Origin of the sequence: Nodosilinea sp. LEGE 07088, assembly GCF_015207395.1 — a bacterium.
Classification (GTDB): domain Bacteria; phylum Cyanobacteriota; class Cyanobacteriia; order Phormidesmidales; family Phormidesmidaceae; genus Nodosilinea.
In genome coordinates this window covers 19,659-33,554 of record NZ_JADEWX010000030.1, presented here as the reverse complement: position 1 = coordinate 33,554, position 13,896 = coordinate 19,659, and the positions used below count along the sequence as shown (strand labels likewise).

General features: G+C 58.9%; 13 protein-coding genes. 7 read left to right on the top strand and 6 right to left on the bottom strand.

From position 1 onward, the window contains the following. The first annotated feature begins 49 nt into the window (after window positions 1-49). The gene (locus IQ254_RS09855) at window positions 50-1,309 is read left to right on the top strand and encodes a glycosyltransferase family 4 protein (RefSeq protein ID WP_193966003.1); all 1,260 of its coding nucleotides are present in this window, start codon (window positions 50-52) and stop codon (window positions 1,307-1,309) included. A gap of 127 nt (window positions 1,310-1,436) precedes the next feature. Here the strand turns inward: IQ254_RS09855 and IQ254_RS09850 are convergent, their stop codons facing one another. Together IQ254_RS09850 and IQ254_RS09845 are read right to left on the bottom strand one after the other, a co-directional pair. Continuing rightward, window positions 1,437-1,679 (bottom strand): 2Fe-2S iron-sulfur cluster binding domain-containing protein, encoded by a 243-nt coding sequence (locus IQ254_RS09850; RefSeq protein WP_193966002.1) that lies wholly within the window; start codon window positions 1,677-1,679, stop codon window positions 1,437-1,439. 54 nt (window positions 1,680-1,733) lie between these two features. Beyond that, window positions 1,734-2,015, bottom strand: coding sequence for a DUF2470 domain-containing protein (locus IQ254_RS09845; RefSeq protein ID WP_193966001.1), 282 nt, complete (start codon window positions 2,013-2,015; stop codon window positions 1,734-1,736). Window positions 2,016-2,064: 49 nt separating this feature from the next. On the opposite strand from IQ254_RS09845, the gene IQ254_RS09840 reads away from it, so the two are divergent. From IQ254_RS09840 to IQ254_RS09830, 3 genes are all read left to right on the top strand, one after another. Then, on the top strand, window positions 2,065-2,442 hold the full coding sequence (locus tag IQ254_RS09840; protein ID WP_193966000.1) for a hypothetical protein: 378 nt from the start codon (window positions 2,065-2,067) through the stop codon (window positions 2,440-2,442). Window positions 2,443-2,533: 91 nt separating this feature from the next. Further along, window positions 2,534-2,644, top strand: a complete 111-nt coding sequence (gene psaI, locus IQ254_RS09835; RefSeq protein ID WP_193965999.1) for a photosystem I reaction center subunit VIII — start codon at window positions 2,534-2,536, stop codon at window positions 2,642-2,644. Between the two features lie 377 nt (window positions 2,645-3,021). Then, a complete protein-coding gene (locus IQ254_RS09830; protein ID WP_193965998.1) occupies window positions 3,022-4,956 on the top strand; it encodes an ABC-F family ATP-binding cassette domain-containing protein in 1,935 nt (644 codons plus the stop codon). 23 nt (window positions 4,957-4,979) lie between these two features. Here the strand turns inward: IQ254_RS09830 and leuS are convergent, their stop codons facing one another. Both leuS and IQ254_RS09815 read right to left on the bottom strand, forming a co-directional pair. Beyond that, on the bottom strand, window positions 4,980-8,087 hold the full coding sequence (gene leuS / locus IQ254_RS09820) for a leucine--tRNA ligase (RefSeq protein ID WP_313887411.1): 3,108 nt from the start codon (window positions 8,085-8,087) through the stop codon (window positions 4,980-4,982). Between the two features lie 212 nt (window positions 8,088-8,299). Next, window positions 8,300-8,890 (bottom strand): chromophore lyase CpcT/CpeT, encoded by a 591-nt coding sequence (locus tag IQ254_RS09815; protein WP_193965997.1) that lies wholly within the window; start codon window positions 8,888-8,890, stop codon window positions 8,300-8,302. A 238-nt stretch (window positions 8,891-9,128) separates the two neighbouring features. On the opposite strand from IQ254_RS09815, the gene IQ254_RS09810 reads away from it, so the two are divergent. Then, window positions 9,129-9,683 carry a plasmid pRiA4b ORF-3 family protein gene (locus tag IQ254_RS09810; protein WP_193965996.1) on the top strand — a complete coding sequence of 185 codons (555 nt, stop codon included), beginning with the start codon at window positions 9,129-9,131 and terminating at the stop codon, window positions 9,681-9,683. Window positions 9,684-9,736: 53 nt separating this feature from the next. Here IQ254_RS09810 and IQ254_RS09805 read toward each other — a convergent pair whose 3' ends face one another. Then, on the bottom strand, window positions 9,737-10,144 hold the full coding sequence (locus IQ254_RS09805) for a hypothetical protein (protein WP_193965995.1): 408 nt from the start codon (window positions 10,142-10,144) through the stop codon (window positions 9,737-9,739). A 269-nt stretch (window positions 10,145-10,413) separates the two neighbouring features. On the opposite strand from IQ254_RS09805, the gene IQ254_RS09800 reads away from it, so the two are divergent. Both IQ254_RS09800 and IQ254_RS09795 read left to right on the top strand, forming a co-directional pair. Then, window positions 10,414-12,612: a pentapeptide repeat-containing protein gene (locus IQ254_RS09800; protein WP_193965994.1), complete on the top strand. Its 2,199-nt coding sequence runs from the start codon at window positions 10,414-10,416 to the stop codon at window positions 12,610-12,612. Window positions 12,613-12,649: 37 nt separating this feature from the next. Next, window positions 12,650-13,003 (top strand): DUF565 domain-containing protein, encoded by a 354-nt coding sequence (locus IQ254_RS09795; protein WP_193965993.1) that lies wholly within the window; start codon window positions 12,650-12,652, stop codon window positions 13,001-13,003. Between the two features lie 168 nt (window positions 13,004-13,171). Here the strand turns inward: IQ254_RS09795 and IQ254_RS09790 are convergent, their stop codons facing one another. After that, the gene (locus IQ254_RS09790) at window positions 13,172-13,861 is read right to left on the bottom strand and encodes a phosphonate ABC transporter ATP-binding protein (RefSeq protein ID WP_228040449.1); all 690 of its coding nucleotides are present in this window, start codon (window positions 13,859-13,861) and stop codon (window positions 13,172-13,174) included. Window positions 13,862-13,896 lie beyond the last annotated feature (35 nt).

The following is a 13,896-nucleotide window of genomic DNA, read 5'->3' as shown; positions in this document are numbered from 1 at the left end:
ACCTTAGGGCCAATGACCAGGCAGACCCACTCGCCCACCCTAGTTACCCATGAAAATTGCCTACACGACCACCTACGATGTGCGCGATCGCGCCACCTGGCCCCGCCGCCATTTGGGGCTCTACGGAGCTGGGCAAAAAATTGCCCAGGTCTTGCAAGCTAGCGGAGCCGAGCTAGCGTTTTTAGGGCCATTGCACAGTTATAAAATACCGATTACTCGACTTAAGTGGCTGTATTATCGTCGCCGTCAGCAGAGCTACTACAGCCCGGTAGAGCCCTGGGTAGCCCCCCACTATGCCCGCCAGATTGAAACCCGGCTGGCCCAGTCGGGGTGCGACCTGCTGCTGTGTCCCGAAAACGCCATTCCCCTGGCGCGGGTGCGCACGTCCTTGCCGACGGTGTTGTGGACCGATGCCCTAATGGGCAGCCTAGTTGATTTTTATCCTCACCTGACTAACCCCTGCCCAGAAACTCGCCGCCATCTCCACGCCATGGAACAGGCCGCGATCGATCGCTGCGATCGCATTATTCTCACCTCTGGGTGGGCTGCCCAGTCAGCGATGACGCTCTACGACCTGCCCGCCGACAAAATTCGCATCATTCCCCGAGGCGCTAGCCATGCCCAAGATTTGGCCCAACCCGAGGTGGAGAGCATCATTCAGCAGCGCCCTGAGGGGCCCTGTCGCCTGCTCTTCTTGGGGGTCAACTGGGAGCGCAAAGGGGGGCCTTTGGCCCTGGAGGTTGCCCAGTTGCTCAACCGGCAGGGGCTTGAGACCGAGCTATGGGTAGTAGGCTGCCAGCCCAAAACGTCAGGTGAGCTGCCCAGTTTTGTGCGTCCCTACGGCTTTATCGACCGCGCTACCCCAGCCGGTGAGGCCCAGTTTGCCCAACTGCTCAACAGCGCCCATTTCTTGATCTTTCCGACCCAGGCCGATACCTTTGGGGTCGCCATTAGCGAGGCCAATGCGGCTGGACTGCCCTGTGTAGCCGCCGCCGTAGGCGGCATTCCCACGGTGGTGCAGGCCGATATCAACGGCAGGTGCTTTGCCGTCGACGCCACCGCCCAGGCCTATGCCGACTATATCGCGGCCTCCATGGCCGACCCTGCCCGCTACCAATCGCTAGCACTCTCGGCCTGGCAGCACTACCGCCAACACCTTAGCTGGGAAGCAGCCCAAACCAGAGTCTGGGGCTATTTACAGGAACTGATCGAGGGGCCTAATTCCCCTGAGAAAACGACACCATCACAGGGTCAGCCGATTCCCTCCAGAGGCTTCTGGAGAGCAGTGGGCAAGACGTTGACTCCCTAGTACTCGAAGGCTGAAATATGTCCACCGTTCTGGATCGCTTGGCTCCCTAGCTCCCCTGCTCCCTAGCCCTAAGGAATAGTATCTAAACTTGCGCCGTGGAGTACTAGTTCAAGGCAGCGCCACGGGCTTACCAAGTCGGGTCAACATACAGGTTAATCACCAGGGCCTCTTGCCCCGGTGGCACCGCCGTAATACAGGCACAAATCGGATCTTCGCGCCCGGTTAGCTCTACCTCGCAGGCGTGACATGAGCCCATCAGACAGCCCGTGGGAATCGTTACTCCGGCGCGATCGGCTACGACCAGCAATGGCTCACCCACCTCTGCCTCTACGGTGACGCCATCGGGTAAAAATTGAATTGAAACGCTCATGGCAATTGCTGTGGCAAACGGCGGTGTGCCCCTCCTGTAGGGCTGGGCTGGGGGTTAGGCGCTGGCGCGAGCCTGTTTTAGCATATCAATCAGGGTGTGGTGGGCATCTTCGGCACCTTCTAGAGCGTGGTCAAAGGTTACCCGCACAGGGGTTTGGGCCCCATCGACCGTGACCGCCAAGGTCATGCCCTCGGGGTCAATTGATTGCATGACGGCAGCGGTGGCGGCGGGTTGATGGCCGTAGGCGGCCGCGTAGAGCAGCACCGCTGCGGCGTGGTCGTCGTTCATATGCTTGCAGATGCGATCGCTCACAGCTGGGGTAATTGGCTCAGCCATAAAAAATCTCGTAGACTACTTCAACATTGGCTATTTGTTACATGCTGTTATGATACCGTCCTTACCCCCTGACTCAGACCATCCTTGGACTACGGGGCATGTTTTTCAAAGTCCAGGGGCACACCTCACCTACCGGGTCGTGGGGCCTTGCTGCCGTCTCTTTGACCGAGAGCAGCTGCCCTGGCCCTGCTGCCGTATTCAGTGGCGAGGTAAAGAACCCAGCTGGCGGCGCATCGGCAAACGACTGGTACCCGACATGGCCACCCGCAAGTCCCCCTCCTACTGCGTCGAAATTGTGGGCCAGGGCTATGGCCACCAGGCCTTTGTGACGACGCTTTACACCGCCAAGCTCGACCGCGCTACCCAAGCCTGGTGGCATACCCGACTCCACCAGGCCGAACCCCAGGTGCCGAGTGAGGCCGAGTGAGAAAGTTTGTAACAAAATAGACACATACATCCCCCTTTCGCAGTAGTCTTGTGCTCATCGCTGTGATGTTGCTATTGAGGTGGAAACCCCTATGTCAGCTGCCTTCTTACCTTCTATTTTGGTTCCTCTGACCGGCATTATTTTTCCTGCTGCCGCCATGGCCTTTTTATTCCTTTATATCGAGCGTGAAGACGCTGCCTAGGAATTGGCTGTCTGTGCTTAAGGCCCGTTCTTCTGACTGGTTTGAGCCCCTAAACAAGACTTTAAACCAAATCTTCGGGCCTACTTTGAACACATTACTTTCGGGCCAGAAGGCGGTCGTCATCATCACCATGATGACGACCGCCTTCTGGCTTGGTTACATCAACCTATTATTTCCCTAATAGCTGCGCCCTAGAGGGTGGCTACAGTACGGGCACTCGGCGCCAGGCTACAGCCCCAGCGACCTAGTATTTGGCTAGGTCAAGCTGCTTCGGGGTGAAATGTAATGTCCATCGCCTGCCCCGCCTGCCCCTGCCGACCTCACCCCGCTAGCCTAGCCTAGGGTCTATGATCTAAGGGTTCAAGACCCGGCTACCCATGACTCTGTTTACTCTACGCTCTGCCACCAAAGATTTTGGCATCAAGGAGATTCTCCGCGATGCCAGCTTTAGCCTCGATGAGGGCGACAAGGTGGGCCTGATCGGCACCAACGGCTCGGGAAAGTCTACTCTGCTGAAGATGATTGCCGGGCTAGAGCCCTTCGACGGCGGTGATTTTTGGGTCAACCCGGGGGCCAAGGTGGTCTACCTGCCCCAGCAGCCCGACTTTGAGGCCGACCATACCGTACTTGAGCAGGTCTTTGCCGACGCGGGCGAGCAGATGGCCCTGATTCGCGAGTACGAAGATATCTCTCACCACATGGCCCAGGGCACGGGCGATGCCGATGCCCTGATGGCCCAGCTCTCGGCGGTCTCAGAAAAAATTGCCGCCGCCGATGCCTGGGATTTGGAAACTAACGCCAAGGCAATTCTTAGCCGGTTAGGCATCGACGACTTTGACGCCAAAGTAGGGGATCTCTCAGGCGGGTACCGCAAGCGGGTGGCGATCGCCGCTGCCCTGCTCTCTGACCCCGATGCCCTCTTGATGGATGAGCCCACCAACCACCTCGATGCCGAATCGGTGGAGTGGCTGCAAAGCTATCTCAGCGGCTTTCGCGGCGCGCTGCTGCTGATCACCCACGATCGCTACTTTCTCGACCAGGTTACCAACCGCATTCTGGAAATCGATCGCGGCGACCTCTACGGCTACGCCGGTAACTATTCCTACTACCTGGAGAAAAAGGCATTAGCCGAAGCCGCCGACCAGAGCAGCCAAAAGAAACACGCCGGTGTGCTGCGCCGCGAGCTGGAATGGCTCAAGCGTGGCCCCAAGGCCCGCAGCACCAAGCAAAAGGCCCGCATCGATCGCATTGGCGATATGCAAAACCGCGAGTTCAAAGCATCCCTCGGCAAGGTCGATATCTCCACCGTCGGTCGCCGCATCGGCAAAAAGGTGATCGAGCTAGAGCATGTCTCCAAATGCTACGAGGGCAAAACCCTCTTCAAAGACTTCACCTACGCCTTTGCCCCTGACGATCGCATCGGCATCATTGGCCCCAACGGCGTCGGCAAATCGACCCTGATGAATGTGATTACCGGGCGGCTCGAACCCGACACCGGCACCGTCGACATCGGCAGCACCATCCACATCGGCTACTTCGACCAGCATTCCGAAGATCTGTTTGCCAACCCCAGCCAGCGAGTGATCGAATACCTGAAAGAAACCGCTGAGCTAGTCACCACCAGCGACGGCAGCGTGATCACCGCCTCCCAAATGCTGGAGCGGTTTTTGTTTACCTCTAACCAGCAGTATTCCCCGCTGGAAAAGCTCTCCGGCGGCGAGCGGCGGCGATTGTTTCTGCTGCGGGTGCTGCTCTCGGCCCCGAACCTGCTGATTCTCGACGAGCCCACCAACGACCTCGACGTGCAAACCCTCGGCGTACTCGAAGAATACCTGGAAGAATTTAACGGCTGCGTGATTGTGGTCTCCCACGATCGCTACTTTCTCGATCGCACCGTTAACACCATCTTTGCCTTCGAGGGCAACGGCGTGCTGCGAAATTATCCCGGCAACTACTCGGTGTATTTAGACTACAAAAAAGCGGCCTCCGACGCTGAGAAAGCAGGAGCTGAGAAGACAGCAGCCAGGAGTCAGAAATCAGAAGTCGAGAAGGCAGCAGCTGCTGAAGGACCTTCAGCGCCGGAGATTAAGCCCAAGAAGCTTTCCTATAAAGAAAAGCGCGAATACGAGCAGCTTGAAACCCAAATTCCTGAACTTGAAGCCGAAAAAGAAGTGCTCGAAAAACAGCTCTACGGCGACCCGCCTAGCGACTACGCCGAAGTAGCCAAACTCTCCGAGCAGCTGGGCAAACTCACGGCCACCATCGACACCGCCACCGAGCGCTGGATGGAGCTGGCAGAGCGGATGGAGTGAGGTTTGATTGTGGGCAACGTTCCCTACCCGGCCACGACAAAGTTGACCAGTTTACCCGGCACCACGATCACCTTTTTGACCTCTTTGCCGTCGATGTAGCGCCGGGCCGCCTCCGACTCGCGGGCGTACTTTTCTAGCGCCGCTCTGTCAGAGTCGGCGGGTACCACCAGGGTGCCGCGAGTCTTGCCCATGATTTGAATCACCAGGGTGATCTCGTCGGCGACCAGAGCATCGGGGTCGAAGGCGGGCCAGGGGGCACGGTGTACCGAGTCGGTATGGCCAATCTGGTGCCAGAGTTCATCGGCCATGTGGGGCGCGAAGGGAGCCAGCAGCAGCACCAGGGCGCGCACGCCCTCGGTGTAGACGGGGGAATCTTTTGCCGCAGAGTCGTTGAGGGCGTTGCTGAGCTTCATTAGCTCAGAGACGGCGGTGTTGAACTGGTAGTCGCCGTCGATGTCTTCGGTGATTTCTTTGATGGCGGTGTGGATGGCGCGGCGCAGAGTCTTTTCTGCCTTCTTTGGACTGGATTCTATTTGCTCTGGTTCTATGCTGTGACAGTCGAGACAAGAGCATATGGTATCTACAACATCAAGGCCACCTTGGAATCTAATCTCGTTGTCTACTCGTATACGCTGAGGTTTGGCATTTTGGAGTTTGCCTAATAGAACATCGGACTGAAGATCATCGGAGAAGAGAATATACTGCATATCTACTTGAGATCCCCATGCCTCTTCACCTTTTGTACGCGTGATGTGAGGCAAAGCCAATAGGTTTCTGCAGGAAATACCCTTTTGAATATCATCAGAATCGCGGTGAGCTTCGAAAAACTCTTCAGATAGGCTTTGTGCTCTAGCAAGCATGTTGTTAATGTCTAGAGCTTCTAAAGCTTCTAACTCCTCAAGAGACTTATAGACTGGTCTAATACACAGCAAATCAAGATCCAAAACCGGAACCAAAAAGCAAACCAGGTTATCAGGATCTTGCAATGTAGGAGTTAGATGTTTTTTCTTAAACCCATACTTACGGTTATTACGCCTCAAGGCTTGACGCAGAAGAGATTCAACTAAACCATACTCACCAAAATCCATCACTAGCCGCCAGACGCGGTTCAAGAAGCGAAACTGGCCTTCCACATCGGCCTCATCCCACTCCAGGTCTTTTTCGGGGGGCGCTTTGAACAGAATGAACATGCGGGCGGTGTCGGCCCCATATTTATTCAGGACATCGCTGGGGGCAACGCCATTGCCCTTCGATTTAGACATGGTGGCGAAGAGCTTTTCTAGAGGTTCTCCAGTAGCCGGGTCGCGTGGGTCGTCGGGGTTTTCGACCAAGTGGGCCGGAACCCACTTGTCTTTGCCGCCCTTATTTGGGTTCATGTAGGTGAGGCCCTGCACCATACCCTGGGTCAGCAAGCGCTCGAAGGGTTCATCGCAGGAGAGCAGGCCGCGATCGCGCAATACCTTGGTAATAAACCGCGAGTAGAGCAGGTGCAAAATGGCGTGCTCAATGCCGCCGACGTACTGATCGACGGGCATCCAGCCGTTGACCTTGGCCTGCTCAAAGGCGGCCTCAGGGTTTTTGGCATCGGTATAGCGCAAAAAGTACCAGGACGAGTCGATGAAGGTGTCCATGGTGTCGGTTTCGCGCCGGGCAGGGCGGTTGCAGGTGGGGCAGGGCACATTCACCCAGTCGCCCAGCTGGGCCAGGGGCGAGGCCCCGCGCCCCGAAAATTCCACATCCTCGGGCAGGGTGATGGGCAGCTGGTCGTCGGGCACAGGCACAATGCCGCACTCGGCGCAGTGCACCACCGGGATAGGTACGCCCCAGTAGCGCTGGCGCGAGATCAGCCAGTCGCGCAGGCGGTAGTTCGACTCGCCTTTGCCCTTGCCGTTGGCCTCTAGCCAGGCGATCGCCGCGTCTACACTCTGCCCTTCGCCCTTACCGGCAGCAGTGCCATTCAGCGGGCCAGAGTTGACCATGACCCCATCCCCGGGCCAGGCAATCGTCATCGTGTCGCCATCCAGCGCTTCGCCCTCGGGCTGCACGACGACCTTGATCGGCAGATTGAACTTGCGGGCAAACTCAAAGTCGCGCTGGTCGTGGGCGGGTACGGCCATAATCGCCCCGGTGCCGTAGCCCATCAGCACATAGTCGGCAATCCAGATCGGAATTTTGACCCCGTTCACCGGGTTTACGGCATAGCTGCCCGTCCACACGCCGGTTTTTTCGCGGTCTTCGGCGGTGCGATCGATCTCACTCTTGGCGGCGGCCTCTTTGCGGTAGTCGTCTACTGCGGCCACGTGGTCGGGGCTGGTGAGCTTCTCCACTAGGGGGTGCTCCGGCGATAGCACCATAAAGGTGGCCCCCCACAGGGTGTCAGGCCGGGTCGTAAACACGGGCAGTTCGTCACCGGTTGCGGTTTTAAACACCACCTGCGCCCCGGTGGACTTGCCAATCCAGTTGGCCTGCATGGTGCGCACTCGCTCGGGCCAGCCGGTCAGCTGATCCAGGTCTTGCAGCAGTTCCTCGGCGTAGTCGGTGATCTTGAGGAACCACTGGCGCAGCAGCTTTTTCTCGACGATCGCCCCCGATCGCCACGACCGACCCTCGCTATCCACCTGCTCGTTGGCCAGCACCGTCTGGTCGACGGGGTCCCAGTTGACCGCTGCCTCTTTTTGGTAGGCCAGCCCCATCTGGAGCATTTGCATGAAAATCCACTGGGTCCAGTGATAGTAGTCGGGGGCGCAGGTGGCCAGCTCTCGCTCCCAGTCGTAGGAGAGACCGAGCTCCTTGAGCTGGGCCCTCATCTGCTCGATATTTTGGTACGTCCACTGGGCCGGGTGAACGCCGCGATCGATGGCCGCATTTTCTGCGGGCAAACCGAAGGCATCCCAACCCATGGGGTGCAGCACCCGGTAGCCCTGCATGCGCCGCACCCGGGCCACCACGTCGGTGATGGTGTAGTTGCGCACGTGGCCCATGTGCAGGTTCCCCGACGGATACGGGAACATCGACAGCGCATAGAATTTCGGCTGGTCGGGGTTTTCCACGGCCCGATCGAGCCCTTGGTCAGCCCAGGCCTGCTGCCACTTTTTCTCGATCTCTGCGGGGGTATATTTGCTGGACTCCACGTCCCTAACTCCTACTGCTGCACAGGTGCGATGTTCCCCATGATAGACGGGAGTGGCGGTGGGGAGGCAAGTGGCGCGAGGGATAGGGAGGATGGAGGGATAAGGAGGATAGGGAGGGTGGGGAGCGAGACATCTGATCTAAGGAGAAAACCCGCCACCTGAGCTGGGTTTAATGTAGCCCTCCATCAGCCCTATCACCTGGATCTCCCCGATCAGCCCAAGACTTCCGAGGCAAAGCTGGCCTTGCGCTTAAACTCAAACGGCCCCGCCAGCGCCCCCCAGACATGCTCGTGGGTCTCGGGGTCACGGCCCCGGTCCCAGCTGATGAACTGGTCGGCGTCGATTTCAAATTCGCTATCTAAGTAAGTGGTCTTACCATTTCGTTCGACCATGCAGGCATTGCCCGGTTCTACGGCTCCCCTAAAGCTATGCCCCGTCCAGCGAACGATCAGGTTGCAGTGGGGGGTTTTCTCAAACTGGTCGGTGGTGAGCTTCGCCAGCTGCCCCAGATCGCGGGAGGCCCCGTAGAAGGATTCGCCATCCTGAAGGGTGTAGTTCTCGATTAAAATGTGGTCGTCCTGGGCGCTGAGCTTCATGCCCCGGGCCCGGTAGGGCTGATTGAGCATAAAGTCGTAGGCCTGCTCAATATAAAAGCCCAAACCACCCAAAATCTCCGTCGGTAGGGGACGCATACAGACGCGAATGTGGGCAAACAGGGGGGGGTTGTCAAAGGCCTGCTGCTGGTTGCTAAAGTCTGCCGCCATCCAGCGGGCCAGGGTATGAATATCGGTGGCGTGGGTCATGGATGGGTAAAGAAATCGTCGTAGGAGTATCTCTAGTTTACAGGGTTGGCGGTACTGGCTCTGGGGCCATCTCCCGACAACCACCGCTCTAGCTGAGTCGAGAAAGATGATCGCCGAGTTGGGCCGATTCCCAGTAGGCTAGGGTTTGGGGCGGTTTGCTACCGCTGGCCGTTGATATAGCCCCTTGCTAGGCGAAGTTGTCTGGGCGCACCATTCAGCGTGACCCAGGTATTTAGCGATGAACTCCCGCGTTGGCCAAATTAACCCTATGAACAATGGCCCGACGGCTGCGGCCTACCGCCTGCATGTCGAACTGAGCGATAGTGACCCACCCATCTGGCGGCAGGTGTGGGTATCAGGCGCGGTATCGTTAGACGAGCTCCACCGGGTGTTGGTGGCGGCAATGGGGTGGTCTGGCCAAGAAGACTATGTAGTTAAGGGCCAGGGGCGTGCCCTGGGGGTTGGCGAAGCGCGATCGCTCGCCACCCTGCTCCTCCAGCCCGGCGATACCCTGCTTTACAACTATGCCCCGGCGCTGGGCTGGCTGCATAAAATCACCTTAGAAACCATTGACCCCAGCGACAGCTCCCTCCCCTACTGCACCGCCGGGGAACGCCGCTGCCCCCCTGAGTTTTGCCAGGGGGTGTGGGATTACTTCGAGCTCCTCGAACGCCTCGAAGACAGCAGCGAACCCGACATCGATGCCCTTTGGCAGCGCATCGGCTACGACTTTGACCCCGAAGCGTTTGATTTAGCCGCTACCAACCAGCGGATGCAGGGTCTGGCTGTATAGGCCAGGCCTGCATCCGGCCCTGTTCTGGCTTTGATTACCTCGCCGCAGTCCGATTAATTCTCGCTAATGGTGAGGTTATAGTTGGTGGAGACGTTGCTAACGTTGCCCACAAAGAAAGAATAGGTGCCGCGATCGAGCAGGCCTGGGGCATGGATAGCCCCACTACCACCGGTGTGGCACTCGTTGAAGCCATTGTCACCCTGAATCATGAGGGTGAGACCGCTGGTGCCGCTAACGGCAACATCGACGGCGGCAAATTGTTGGTTAACCTGTAAGACTTGAACCGGGGCACTGCCCAGCACGCCACAGTCGGAGGGGCGAACAGGGTCTACAGAACCACTGGCTTGTACCGGCTGGTTGAGGGGGGTTTGGGCAATGGGTTGAGCTGAGGCCACGCCATTGCCTAAGGCTAACGTGATAGCCGCAGCAGGCAGAATGAAGAATTTATGCAGAGATTTCATCGCGTGTCCTCCTTGGTAAGGAGCATTGGTCTATGTGTCTATAGTATCTAGAGCTACGGAAACCGATGACAATACCTATGCCAGTTTGCCATCTGCCTAAATTGTGTGACCAGTTAGCTAACCCAGAGTAACGGAATATGGAGCGTCAAAATCCGCCAGAATGGGTCGCCTTCGCTATGATTAAGGGCAATTATTTTGGCCCCTTCGGGCTAGCAGGGCGGTGAGCCTTGGCCCTGGCTTTTTAGTAGCTGGATTGCTACAGGTTATTTATGGCACAAACCTCTCGCTCTCAGCCGATTTCGGCCCAGGTGTCTACGGCCCGAGTGCTGGGGCGGCTGTCGGCAACACAAAGTTTAGCGCTGCGACGACTGGTGGCCTGGGGTTTAGAGGTGGGGCTACTGGTTAGTAGTGTGGCGCTGCCCTGGGGGCTAGGGGAGTGGGTCAGGCGACAGGCAGACCCTGCAGGCTCCGTAATTGCCCCTACTACGGTTGAGCTAAACCCGGTGGTGGCAACGGTGCAAACGGCGATCGCTCGGCCCCTGGGCATATCGCGCCAGCGACTAGTGACCGCAGTGCCCCGCTTGACTAATTTGCTTTGGTTTACGGCCCTGGTTTTGCCCGTGGCGCTAACCGGTAGCCAAATCTACGGGCTGGCCACCCGGGGTAAAACCTGGCCCAAGGCCTGGCTGGGGTTGCAGGTGGTGGCCATCAATCGCTCGGGGGTAGGGGCCTATGCCACGCTGGTGCGAGAGTTAGGCCGCTGGGGCGTGCCGACGGGGGCCGCCTATGGGGTCTGGCTGGCGATCGGGGCTTTCCCTAGCTTGCCGTGGTTGGGAGGGTTGGCTTTGGTCTGTAGCCTGGGGGCTGGCGCGACGGGGCGCACTAACCCATCGCGGCGGGCCTGGTACGACTATCTGGCTGGTACTCGGGTGGTAGTGCTGCGGGGCGGACAGGTGCCCAGCCGTTACACCCCCGACCCAGAAGATGGCGAAGGTCAGCGTTTTGATCAGGGTTGGGGGCCATTACTCAGTTCATCGCCATTGGTCGGGCTGACAACCGAAGAATATGGCGGTCTCACGGCGATCGTGCTGTCTCCCGATGCCTCGGCTGAGGTGCTGGGGCCCCGGGGCTGGCGACGTCACCTGCCGGTAATAGCGGCCTTGGCAGGGGTAGTGGCCCTAGGGGGCCTGGGGGCGCTGTGGCTCGATCGCCGGTTGCCTGCGGCCCGTGAAGACAATGCGTTGTTTTTGGCCCTGGTCGAAAATCTCAGCCGCAATGCGACCTCCTTTAGCGATCGCCAGGCCGCCGCCCTGGCCCTGGCCAGCAGCCAAGACCCCCGCGCCATTCCGCTGCTGGTGGATATGCTGGCCCAAACCGGCGACCCCGATTTGCTGAATACCCTGCAACAGGCTCTGGTGACCCTCGGGCCGGGGGCGATTCCCCCTTTGCAGCGGCTCAATCTGGCCCTGGCCAATGACCTGCTGACCCTACCTGCCGAGCAGCGACTGGTACCTCAGCTGCGCCAGCGGACGGTGAAGCGCACTTTGACCAAAATTTTGGTGCTCCACAGCGGCAATCTCAACCAGGTCGACCTGAGTGGTACCAACCTGGCCTACGTGCTCGAAGGCCCCGACAACTTTACCCTGCTGCTGGAGCAGCAAAACCTAGCTGGCATCATCTGGCGCAATGCGGTGCTGTCGGGAGCACGGCTACGCAAGGCCAAGTTCTATAACCCCGGTGACGATGGTCTGGCTGACACCTTTGACGATTGGGTGAGTGACTTTAGCGGCTCAGACCTGACGGAGGCCAGTTTCGTGGCAGCCCACCTGCGCCACGTCGGGTTTCGCAATACCAGCTTGCTGCGGGCCAACCTGAGTAATGCCCTAGCCCCCTATAGCGACTTCTCTGGCGCAAATGCCAGCAGCGCCTGGTTCATTGAAGCCGATGTCAGCCACGCTATCTTCAATGGCACTAGCCTGGTAGGAGCCGATTTCACCGATGCTGATCTGACCGCAGCCAGCCTGGTGGCCGCCCGGCTACGCCAGGCCCACCTGGCTGGGGCTACGTTAACCACAGCCAACCTGACCCAGGCCGACTTGGCCGACGCCAACCTCAGTGGAGCCAATTTAACCGGTGCCAACCTCAGCCAGACCCTGCTCACCAATAGCTGGCTGACCGGTGCCAATCTCAGCCAGGCCAACCTCGAACAGGCCGATTTAAGTGGCTCAGACCTGGCCGGAGTCGTGTTCACTGGGGCTAACTTGACAGGCGTTAACCTGGCCAATGCCCGCTTTTTTACCCCAGAACAATCCCAGGGCGATAGTTTTGTGGCCATCATCACTGAGCCAGATGCTGGCCATACCCTGGCCGGGGTAGACTTTTCTGAGACGCTCAACCTGGGCGGTGACCAGCTAGAATTTGTGTGTCGCCAGGGGGGGCTGCACCCCGCCTGTGGGGGAGGATTTTAGCCCTTTAGCACCGTTATTTTCCATCCAGAATTAGCCTATGCAGCGCACTCGTTTAAGCACCCTCATTGACGATTTGGGCGATCAGCTGAGCCTGTGGTTAGTCAACCCCTGGCGGCGGGTGTCGCTGGTGCTGCTTAGCCTGCTGCTGGGCTATTTTGTGGCGGTCTCGCTGGCGGCGATCGCAGGCCAGGCCGCCGTACAAGATACGATCGTGTCCGCATTTTTAGTCATTGCTGCCGAGCTGATTAGCTGGCTGGTCTACAGCCGCCGCTGGCGGGACCCCGAGTTGCTCAAGACCATCCCCAAGCCCCTCTGGATTGACTGCCTGAACGGCTTCAAGATGGGGGCAGTCTATGCTCTCTGTGTGGAAGCCTTTAAGCTCGGCAGCTAGAGGGCTGGCCTGGGGCAGGGCTCGGCCTAGTACTCCACGGCGCAAGTTTAGATACTATTCCTTAGGGCTAGGGGGCAGGGGAGCTAGGGAGCCAAGCGATCCGGAATGGTGGAATATTTCTGCCTTCGAGTACTAGTGTGTTGGTGGGGGTTCAGCCTAAAGCGGTGCCTAGAGCCGGTAGAGCTCGGCCAGCATGGGCTCGGTGATTGCGGCAGGAGGCCGGTCAAAGCAAATTTGGCCCTGGCGCAGGCCGATCATGCGATCGCAGTATGCCATCGCAAACGCCACCTCATGCAGGCTGATCACCAGGGTTTTGCCGGTGGTTTGATTGAGCTGGCACAGCAGCTCCATCATCGCTCGCGATCGCTCGGGGTCGACGCTCGCGATCGGCTCATCGGCCAGAATAGCCGTTGGGTCTTGCACCAGCACCCGCGCCAGGGCCACCCGCTGCTGCTGCCCACCGGAGAGGCGATCGGTGCGGGCGTAGAGCTTATCGGCAATGCCTACCTGGGCCAAAGCCTGGGCCGCGATCGGCACCGCCTGGGGCCACACCAGCGACCATAAAGCCCTGGGCAGCGACCAGCGGCCCAGGTGCCCGGCATTGACATTGTGAATCACCGCCAGGTTGCCCACCAGATGGTGCTGCTGGTATACCGTGCCCACTAGCCGCTGGATGCGCCGCAGTTTTCTAGAGCTCAAACGGCCAACATCCTGCCCCAGGATGACGACCCGTCCGGCGATGGGCGACAAACTGCCATTCAGCAGACTCAGTAGGGTACTTTTGCCCGCGCCGCTGGGGCCGATGAGCGCCACTCGCTCCCCAGCGGCGATTGTCAGGGTGCAATCGCTCAAAGCCATCACCGACCCAAATCGGCAGCTCACGCCCTCAAGCT